Here is an 8169-nt window from a genome sequence, read left to right on the forward strand (position 1 = left end):
AACATGACTCGTCTGCTACATCTCGATTCCAGCGCCCGGCCGGGCAGCTCCGAGACTTCGCGCCATGGCTCGCACACGCGCCGGCTCTCCGCGCGCTTCGTGCAGCGCTGGCTTGAGCGTGAGCCCGACGCGCAGGTCGTCTATCGCGACATCGGGGCCGAACCGCCAGCCCCCGTGGATGGCCGCTGGGTCCATGCCGCGTTCACGCCGCCCGCGCAGCGCGAACCGTGGATGCACGACCGGCTTGCGGAAAGCGATGCACTGATCGACGAATTGCTGGCCGCCGATGTGATCGTGGCCGGCGTGCCGATGTACAACTTCGGCATGCCCGCGCAATTCAAGGCGTACATCGACAACATCGTGCGCGTGGGCCGCACGTTCGGCTTCGACCGCAGCCGCCCCGGCGAGCCCTATTGGCCGCTCCTGGCCGGCATGAACAAGCGCCTCGTCATCCTCAGCGCGCGCGGCGATTTCGGTTACGGCCCCGGCCAGCGCATTGCGCACCTGAACCACGTCGAGGCCGGCGTCGCCACGGCATTCGGCTACATCGGCATCACCGATGTGGCATCCGTGGCCATCGAATACGACGAGTTTGCCGACGAGCGACTGCGTGCGTCCATCGCATCGGCGGAAAACGACGTCGATGCACTGGTCGCGCGGATGGCGGCCGCCGTGGAAGCGGCCTAGTCGATCAGCCGCCCGTCCGGCTCGAAGAACGGATGCGGGCCATCGAATTGCCCCACGTAGGCGAGGTGGCTCACCAGGCCCTGCCCCGGCACCCACGCGTGCACCTTGTAGGCGGGCGGCTCCATGACGAAGCCGGGCTCGCCGTCCGGGTCGAGATCCAGCGCCACCTGGTGCGCCGGCGACGGGCAAGTCGAAGCCACCGTCCCGGCAAACCGCACGTCAATGGAGCGATGCAGATGGCCGCAGAGGATGCGCTCGACGTTGCCGGCGGCACGCACGATCTGCGCGAAAGCCGGGATGTCTTCGGCGGCGAGCGATTGCACGTCCATGTGGCCGATGCCCGTGGCAAACGGCGGGTGATGCATCGCGATGACGGTCGGGCGTTGCGTTTCGCGCGCCAGCGCTTCGGCCAGCCAATCCAGGCGCTGCACGCCCAGGCGACCGCCCGGATGGCCGGTGTCGAGCGTGTCGATCGCGATCAGGCGAACGTCGCCAATGTCGGTCCAGTACTGGAAGGCGTGTGTGTCTTGCGCATCGGCCGGAATGGGCGCGAGCCAATCGGCAAAGGCTTCGCGCGCGGCGTCACGGCCGTCGTGGTTGCCGAGCACCGGCAGCATGCGGATGCCAGCCGCATCGAGCGGCGCCAGCACCGCGCGCAGGTGCGCATATTCCTCGGGCGCGCCGGCGTCGACGAGGTCGCCGGTCAGGACGATGGCTTCCGGTTTCTCCGGCTGCGCCAGGATATGGGCCACGCAGCGCGCCAAATACGCCGCCGAATCCACGCGCCGATAGGCCAGTCGCCCCGGGCGCTTGATATGAAGGTCGGTCAGTTGCAGGAAGTGCATCGGCATCAGGCTTGCAAGGTCAGGAGACGGTCTGCCGGGATATCGAAGCCGACCGCATGGCCCGGTGCAAAGTGCTGGCGGCCGGGCACATCGATAAAGAGCGGCGTGCTCGAAACACCCGCCACGCGCACGCGGGTGCGAAAGCCCAGAAACACCGCCGACTCGACCGTGCCCTTGAGTGCCGCCTGGGCCGGGTCGGCCAGCACTGCATCTTCGGGGCGGAAGAAGATCGCATTGCCGTCGAGCCGGTTCATGATGCCGATGAAGTCTGCCACGTGCCGGTTGGCCGGCTGGAAGTAGATTTCACGCGGCGTGCCGATCTGCGCAATGCGGCCGGCTTCCATGACGACGATGCGATCGGCCAGCGCCATCGCTTCTTCCTGGTCGTGCGTCACGTAAATCGTCGTGATGCCGAGACCGCGCAGCAGGCGGTCCATCTCGGCGCGCACGGATTCACGCAGCTTGGCGTCGAGCGCCGTGAGCGGTTCGTCGAGCAGCAGCACGCGCGGTTCGGGCGCCAGCGCGCGCGCCAGGGCCACGCGTTGGCGCTGCCCGCCGGAAAGCTGCGCCACACCGCGATCTGCGTAGGGCGTGAGGTGCATCATCTCCAGCAGCGTGTTTGCCCGGGCGCTGATCTGCGTGTCGGACAAGCCGTTCTGCCGGCGCTGGATGCGCAGGCCGTATTCGACGTTGCCGCGCACGCTCAGGTTGGGGAACAGCGCGTAGCTCTGGAACACCATGCCGACGCGGCGGCGCTCGATCGGGCGTGCGGTGACGTCTTCGTCGCCAAAGTGCACGGTGCCGCCGGCATCCGGCGCCTCCAGCCCCGCAACGATGCGCAGCGTGGTGGTCTTGCCGCAGCCCGAGGGGCCGAGCAGCACGACGGTCTCGCCGGCGGCGATGTCGAGGTCCATCGACTCCAGCACGCGTTGGCCGCCGAAGTGTTTGCCGCAGCCACGCAGCCGGATCGGCACGGGCGCGAGATGTAGAGGTTCGGTACTCATCGGGAAGCCTTTCCGTTATTCACCCGCAGGCCGCCAAAGCGCTGCATCAGCACCAGCAGCGGCACGATCATGACGAAGAAGATCAGCGTGTAGGCGCTGGCGATTTCCAGGCGCATCGACGCATAGGTATCAGCCAGGCCGACCGGCAGGGTCTTGGTTTCGGGCGTGTGCAGCATCCAGGTCAGGTTGAACTCGCCCACCGAGAGCGTCACCACCGTCAGCGCGCCGGCCAGGATGCCGGGCTGCACGTTGGGCAGCACAATCGTGCGAAAACGCTGCCAGAACGAAGCGCCCAGGCTGGCGGCGCCCTCTTCCAGCGTCTTCAGGTTCTGGCCTGCCGCCACGGCCGCGACCGAGCGCACCATGAACGGCAGGGTGAACACCACGTGCCCGACAACGATGAACCAGAGGCTCTCGCGAAAGCCGCCAAAACCGCCGTAGGCCACGATCAACCCCAGCGCCGTCGCCAGGCCCGGCAGCGCCACGGGCAGCGTCAGGAACTCTTCGATCAGGCGGCTTGCACGGCTCTGACGCCTCGCCAGTACATAGCCCGCCGGCACGCCGGCCGCGAGCACGATCACCAGCGTGCACAGCGCCACCAGCAGCGACATCCAGATCGACGCGTGGTACATGTCCCACACCTGGGCGACCCAATCCAGCGTCCAACCGCTCTTGAAACCGCGGATGTAGTTGCGCGTCAGGCCCACGGCCATCGACAGCACAACCGGCACGATCAGGAACAGGCACAGCAGCAGCGTGATACCCCACTGGGCAATAGACAGAGCGCGCTTCATGCTGCCGCCTCGCCGAGGTTGTCGTTCATTGCTCTACATTGTTGGTGTCGGCGGCCGGCAGCATTCGCGGACGCGCGCATCCCCGCTGCGCGGGGCCCCTGCTTGCTGCTCATGCTGCCGCCCCCGTCGGGCTACCGCTCGCAGTACGCGCAATTGCCAGCACCAGCCAGGTCACCACGCCCAGCACCACCGACAGCGCCGCCGCCATCGCAATGCCGGCGTTGAGCGTGAACTCGGTATAGATCGTCATCGGCAAGACGTCGATGTCAGTGGCGAGCGTGAAGGCGGTGCCGAATGCGCCCATCGACGTGGCAAAGCAGATGGCGCCGGAGGCGATCAGCGCAGGCGCCAGCCCCGGCACCAGCACATCGCGCGTCACCTGCCACGACGATGCGCCCAGCGAACGGGCAGCTTCTTCCAATGAACGATCGAGTTTTTCCGCCGCCGCCATCACCGTCAGCACCACGCGCGGGATCGAGAAATACAGGTAGCCGAGAAACAGCCCGCCAATGGAATAGGCGAAGACCCATTTCTCGCCGACGAGCTTGTGTGTGACGTCGCCCAGCAGGCCTTGGCGCCCGGCCAGCAGGATCACCATGAAGCCGACCACCACCCCGGGAAACGCCAGCGGAAACGTCAGCATGGCGGTAATCATCCGCTTGCCCGGCACGCTGTGACGCACCAGAAACAGCCCGGCGATGGTCGAGAGGACGAGCGTGGCCAGCGTAACTGCCGCCGACAGCACCACCGTCGAAAACAGGCTGCCCAGATAGCGCGACGTGGTGAGCGCCGTCGTGTACGTGGCGACCAGCCCTTCGCTGCCGCTCACACGCAGCAACGCCGCCATGGGCAGCAGCCAGAACGCGCAGAACAGCGCGACGGCCGGTGCCAGCAACGCCACCCGCCACCGAGCGGGCAACACCGCATCGTCGGGCAAGGTGGTTCGGGTGACGGTGCTCATGCTCAGCGGACCTCGTTCAGATAGCGCGTGCCAAACGCCTGCTGGCCGGCGGCCATCTTGTTGAAGTCGACCGTCTTGGCGCGGGCGTATTCGCTGGCCGGCAGGAAGCGCGAGGCGGCCTCCTTGCTCATGGCGTTGGCACGCACCGGGCGCAGGTAAGCGTTGGCCCACAGCGTCTGGCCTTCGTCCGACAGCACGAAATCCAGCACCTTCTTGGCGTTGTCGGCGTGCGGCGCACCGGCGGTCAGGCTCATCACGTACGGCACGGCAATCGTGCCTTCCTGCGGAATCACGAATTCCACGTTCGCGTGGTCCTTGTACTTGGCGCGGTAGGCGTTGAAGTCGTAGTCGAGCAGGATGGGGATTTCGCCGGCCACGACGCGCGCGTAGGCGGTCTGCTTCGGCACGATCGGCGCGTGCTTCTTCAACTGCTTGAACCATTCGACGGCGGGGCTGAAGTCGTCAAGCGTGCCGCCCAGGGCCTGGTTGACCGCCACGGCGCCCACGTAGCCGACGAAGGCGCTGCTCGGGTCCAGGTAGCCGACCATGCCCTTGTATTCGGGCTTGAGCAGGTCTTTCCAGGAGCGCGGCACGGGCTTGCCTTCCAGCGCGTCCTTGTTGACGAAGAAGCCTAGCGTGCCGGAGTGGATCGAGAAGAACGCGCCGTCCGGGTCCTTCATGCCGGCAGGAATGTCTTCCCAGTGCTTGGGCTTGTAGTTGGCGACCAGACCCTTTTCCTTGGCCTGATACGCGGACGTGATGCCCAGGTAGGCCACGTCAGCCACGGGGTGCGACTTCTCGGCCAGCATCTGCGCGATGGCCTGGCCGGAGTTCTTGTTGTCGAACGGCACGGTAATGCCGGTCTTGTCCTTGATGGCCTTGATCTGGCTGGCCCAGTCGGCCCATTCGGGCGGGCAGTTGTAGCAGATGGCGACTTGCTGGCCGGCCGGCTGTGCCTGCACCGGCGCAGCCACGGCAAATGCGCCGGCAGCCACGAGGCCGCACGCGCGCAGCCATTGAACGAGACGTTTCATCGAGACGCTCCTTGCGTATCAGACGTGAGGGAAGAAACAACGGAGAGAGACGCTTCCGCCGGCGCACGGGCCAGCGTGCCGCCCGCCAGCAAGCGGTGCGGCAACGTAATCGAGGGCACCACCTCGCCGGCGATGCGGCGGGCCAGGGCCGTGGCCGCGTCGGCGCCGATCCGCCGGTGGGGCTGGGCCACCGTCGCCAGCGTCGGCGAAAGCCACTGCCCCATCGCCAGGCCATCAAAGCCCACCACGCTCACGTCTTCAGGCACGCGCAGTCCCATCTCGCGCAGCGAGCGGATGGTGAGCAAGGCAAGGCGGTCGTTGCTGCAGAAAATGGCGGTCGGCCGCGGCGGCGCCAGCAGGCGGGCCAGCTCGGCCGGCAGCATGGCGTCGGCATTGAAATCAATTTCGACGGGGGGCTGCGGGGCAATGCCGGCCGCTTCCAGCGCTTCGCGGTAGCCGTCGTGGCGCAGCGCCGCACGGTCCGACGCCGCCAGCGTGCCCGTCAGCATGCGGATCTGGCGGTGACCCTGCGCGAGCAACGCGCGAATGGCGTCGCGTGCGGCGGCGCGGTTGTCGACGGTCACGCAGCAGCGGGCCGGAATGCGTGCCTGGCCGACGGTGTCGTTGTAGACCAGCACATACGGCACATGCTCAGCGTCCAGGCGATCGAGGTGCGGGTTGGCAGCGGCATCGCCCACGGTCAGGATCAGGCCGTCGACGCGCTGCTCGAGCATGGTCTCGATGGCGCGGGCTTCACGCTCTCGGTCGTAGGCGGTGGTCATGAGCATCACGCGCTGGCCCGTGATGGACGCAGCCTCCTCGATGCCCTGCATGCATTCGGCAAACACGGGGTTGGCCAGCGACGGCAGCACCACGCCCAGCAAGCCCGTGCGCTCGGCGCGCAGTTGGCGGCCCAGCGCGTTCGGGCGATAGTGCAGCGCGTCCATGGCGGCCTGCACCCGGGCCAGCGTCGAGGCACTCACCCGCTCCGGCGTGTTGACCGCCCGCGACACCGTGGCAATCGAAATGCCGGCGTGCGTTGCCACGTCCTTGATGCTGCTGCCCACTGCGCGCCCCTTGGAATTTGTAAACGTTTACATCCTAGGCGGCCGCAGTGACTGTTTCATGACAATCGATGCTGCACTGCAGTCATCGTCGCAACGCAGCATCGCCAGCGCGGGGCGTGGCAAAGTTACAAAGCTCGCATATGCTTCTTACGAAAAATGCGCAACCGACGTGCGCCAATGCGCCCGCAACGGCATGGCCCAGTTGCTGCTGTGCTGTTCTCGCTGCCTGCTCTGGAGACCCCATGCGCGTATCGCCCGTTCTTGATGTGCCGACCACCGCCCTGCCCGCGCTGATGCAGCACTACGGCGTGGTGCGGGCGCAATCGCTGGCCCTGGTCGCGCCGCTGTCCGACGCCGATGCCACCGTCCAGTCCATGGACGACGCCAGCCCCGCCAAATGGCATCTCGCCCATACGACGTGGTTCTTTGAAGAGTTCATCCTCGGCCCCAACGTGCCGGGCTATCGCTCGCCCGATGCCCGCTACCGGTACCTGTTCAATTCCTACTACGAGACGGTCGGCGCGCGGCATCCGCGCCCGCGCCGGGGCATGCTCACGCGCCCCACCCTCGACGAGGTGCGCGCCTATCGCGCCCATGTCGATGCGGCCATGCAGCGCTTGCTGGCCGACGGCGTATCGGACGATCTTGGCCGCCTCGTGACGCTCGGCCTGCACCACGAGCAGCAGCACCAGGAGTTGCTGCTGACCGATCTTCTCCACCTGTTTGCGCAGAATCCGCTGTGCCCGGCCTATGCCGAAGCGCCCGCAGCACGCATGCATGCGGCCCCGGCGCAACCGGGTTGGGTCAACTTCCAGGGCGGCGCCGTCCAGATCGGTAAAACGGATACAGGAGCCGACTCCGATTTCATGTTCGACTGCGAAGGCCCGCGCCACACCGTCTGGCTGGAGCCCTATGCGTTGGCCACGCACCCTGTCACCAACCGTGAATGGCTCGCCTTCATGCAGGACGGCGGCTATCGGCAGCCAACGCTGTGGCTGTCCGACGGCTGGGCGTGGGTGCAGCGCGAAGCCATTGATGCCCCGCTCTACTGGCGCGCCGGCATGGACGAGGCCGAGGGATGGCAGCAGATGTCGCTGCATGGTCTGCAGCCGGTGGATCTGGACGCGCCGGTCACGCATGTCAGCTTTTACGAGGCCGATGCCTACGCCCGCTGGGCCGGCGCCCGCCTGCCGACGGAAGCCGAATGGGAGCACGCCGCAGAAGGCCTGCCCGTGCAAGGCAACTTCGCCGGCCGGGGCGCGCTACGCCCACTGCCTGACCACGGCATTGCCGAGGCCGGCAGCCTGCGTCAATTGTTCGGTGATGTGTGGGAATGGACTGCCAGCCCTTATGGCCCGTATCCGGGCTTCGAGCCGGCCGAAGGCGCCGTGGGCGAATACAACGGCAAGTTCATGTGCAGCCAGATGGTGCTGCGCGGCGGATCGTGCGTGTCGCCCGAGGGGCATCTGCGGGCGACATATCGCAACTTCTTCTATCCGCATCAACGGTGGCAGTTCACCGGAGTCCGGCTGGCGCGGCGGGCGTGACGCGCATCACGCCCGGCACCGGCGCTGACGTGCCGGGCGTTCGGGCTGCGTCTAGCGGTTGCTGTCAAACAGCATGTTGGTCGGCGTGCCGATCGTATCCTGCCCGGCCGGGCTAGGCGCCGCCGCGTCGCGCTTGGCGGGCGGCATCGGCGTCGGCACCTCCGGCGCTGCAGGCTTGGCAGGCGGCGAGACTGCGGCCGCAGGCGCCGGTACTCGCAGCCAGGCTTGCC

General features: G+C 67.2%; 8 protein-coding genes. 2 read left to right on the forward strand and 6 right to left on the reverse strand.

The genetic code is table 11. The features are described from left to right. Nucleotides 1-3 precede the first annotated feature (3 nt). Nucleotides 4-687 carry an FMN-dependent NADH-azoreductase gene (locus FUT88_RS07605; RefSeq protein WP_147214467.1) on the forward strand — a complete coding sequence of 228 codons (684 nt, stop codon included), beginning with the start codon at nt 4-6 and terminating at the stop codon, nt 685-687. On the opposite strand, the gene FUT88_RS07610 is transcribed toward FUT88_RS07605, so the two are convergent. The 6 genes from FUT88_RS07610 to FUT88_RS07635 form a co-directional block, all read right to left on the reverse strand. After that, nucleotides 684-1532: a phosphodiesterase gene (locus tag FUT88_RS07610; RefSeq protein ID WP_147214473.1), complete on the reverse strand. Its 849-nt coding sequence runs from the start codon at nt 1530-1532 to the stop codon at nt 684-686. The two genes, FUT88_RS07605 and FUT88_RS07610, sit on opposite strands and share 4 nt — an antisense overlap. A gap of 5 nt (nt 1533-1537) precedes the next feature. Next, nucleotides 1538-2536 (reverse strand): ABC transporter ATP-binding protein, encoded by a 999-nt coding sequence (locus FUT88_RS07615; protein WP_147214468.1) that lies wholly within the window; start codon nt 2534-2536, stop codon nt 1538-1540. Then, nucleotides 2533-3330: an ABC transporter permease gene (locus FUT88_RS07620; RefSeq protein WP_045786827.1), complete on the reverse strand. Its 798-nt coding sequence runs from the start codon at nt 3328-3330 to the stop codon at nt 2533-2535. The genes FUT88_RS07615 and FUT88_RS07620 overlap by 4 nt, the downstream gene beginning before the upstream one ends. Nucleotides 3331-3439: 109 nt before the next feature. Further along, complete coding sequence (locus FUT88_RS07625) at nt 3440-4291, reverse strand: ABC transporter permease (protein ID WP_147214469.1); 852 nt, start codon at nt 4289-4291, stop codon at nt 3440-3442. Nucleotides 4292-4293: 2 nt separating this feature from the next. Beyond that, nucleotides 4294-5325 (reverse strand): ABC transporter substrate-binding protein, encoded by a 1032-nt coding sequence (locus FUT88_RS07630; protein ID WP_147214470.1) that lies wholly within the window; start codon nt 5323-5325, stop codon nt 4294-4296. Further along, complete coding sequence (locus tag FUT88_RS07635) at nt 5322-6392, reverse strand: LacI family DNA-binding transcriptional regulator (RefSeq protein ID WP_147214471.1); 1071 nt, start codon at nt 6390-6392, stop codon at nt 5322-5324. The genes FUT88_RS07630 and FUT88_RS07635 overlap by 4 nt, the downstream gene beginning before the upstream one ends. Nucleotides 6393-6634: 242 nt before the next feature. On the opposite strand from FUT88_RS07635, the gene egtB reads away from it, so the two are divergent. Then, on the forward strand, nt 6635-7939 hold the full coding sequence (egtB, locus tag FUT88_RS07640; RefSeq protein ID WP_147214472.1) for an ergothioneine biosynthesis protein EgtB: 1305 nt from the start codon (nt 6635-6637) through the stop codon (nt 7937-7939). The last annotated feature ends 230 nt before the right edge of the window (nt 7940-8169 follow it).

Origin of the sequence: Ralstonia sp. TCR112, assembly GCF_007997035.1 — a bacterium.
Lineage (GTDB): Bacteria > Pseudomonadota > Gammaproteobacteria > Burkholderiales > Burkholderiaceae > Ralstonia > Ralstonia edaphi.

Coding starts and splice junctions, on each gene's coding strand:
- FUT88_RS07605 (WP_147214467.1), top strand. CDS start 4: ATGACTCGTCTGCTACATCTCGATTCCAGCGCCCGGCCGGGCAGCTCC.
- FUT88_RS07610 (WP_147214473.1), bottom strand. CDS start 1,532: ATGCACTTCCTGCAACTGACCGACCTTCATATCAAGCGCCCGGGGCGA.
- FUT88_RS07615 (WP_147214468.1), bottom strand. CDS start 2,536: ATGAGTACCGAACCTCTACATCTCGCGCCCGTGCCGATCCGGCTGCGT.
- FUT88_RS07620 (WP_045786827.1), bottom strand. CDS start 3,330: ATGAAGCGCGCTCTGTCTATTGCCCAGTGGGGTATCACGCTGCTGCTG.
- FUT88_RS07625 (WP_147214469.1), bottom strand. CDS start 4,291: ATGAGCACCGTCACCCGAACCACCTTGCCCGACGATGCGGTGTTGCCC.
- FUT88_RS07630 (WP_147214470.1), bottom strand. CDS start 5,325: ATGAAACGTCTCGTTCAATGGCTGCGCGCGTGCGGCCTCGTGGCTGCC.
- egtB (WP_147214472.1), top strand. CDS start 6,635: ATGCGCGTATCGCCCGTTCTTGATGTGCCGACCACCGCCCTGCCCGCG.